The organism is Clostridioides sp. ZZV14-6009 (genome assembly GCF_020658095.1).
GTDB lineage: Bacteria > Bacillota > Clostridia > Peptostreptococcales > Peptostreptococcaceae > Clostridioides.
In genome coordinates this window covers 1-215 of the sequence record NZ_JAGWDG010000097.1, presented here as the reverse complement: position 1 = coordinate 215, position 215 = coordinate 1, and the positions used below count along the sequence as shown (strand labels likewise).

Genomic DNA, 215 nt, shown 5'->3' with positions numbered 1-215 from the left:
TTTCTGATGTGTCATGGTCAGAATTTGTTCGTCAATTAGAATACAAGGCTAATTGGTATGGTAGACAAATTGTAAAGATAGGTAAATTCTTTGCAAGTTCACAAATATGCAATAAATGTGGGTACAAAAACGAGGAAGTTAAGAATTTAAATATAAGAGAATGGATTTGTCCTTGTTGTAATGTAACTCACGATAGAGATATAAATGCAAGTATA

The 215-nt window shown here is 30.7% G+C and carries 1 protein-coding gene; it reads left to right on the top strand.

The annotated features are described in order from the left end of the window. A partial coding sequence (locus tag KGF36_RS20060) for a transposase (protein ID WP_227854988.1) occupies positions 1-215 on the top strand: 215 nt, incomplete at both ends.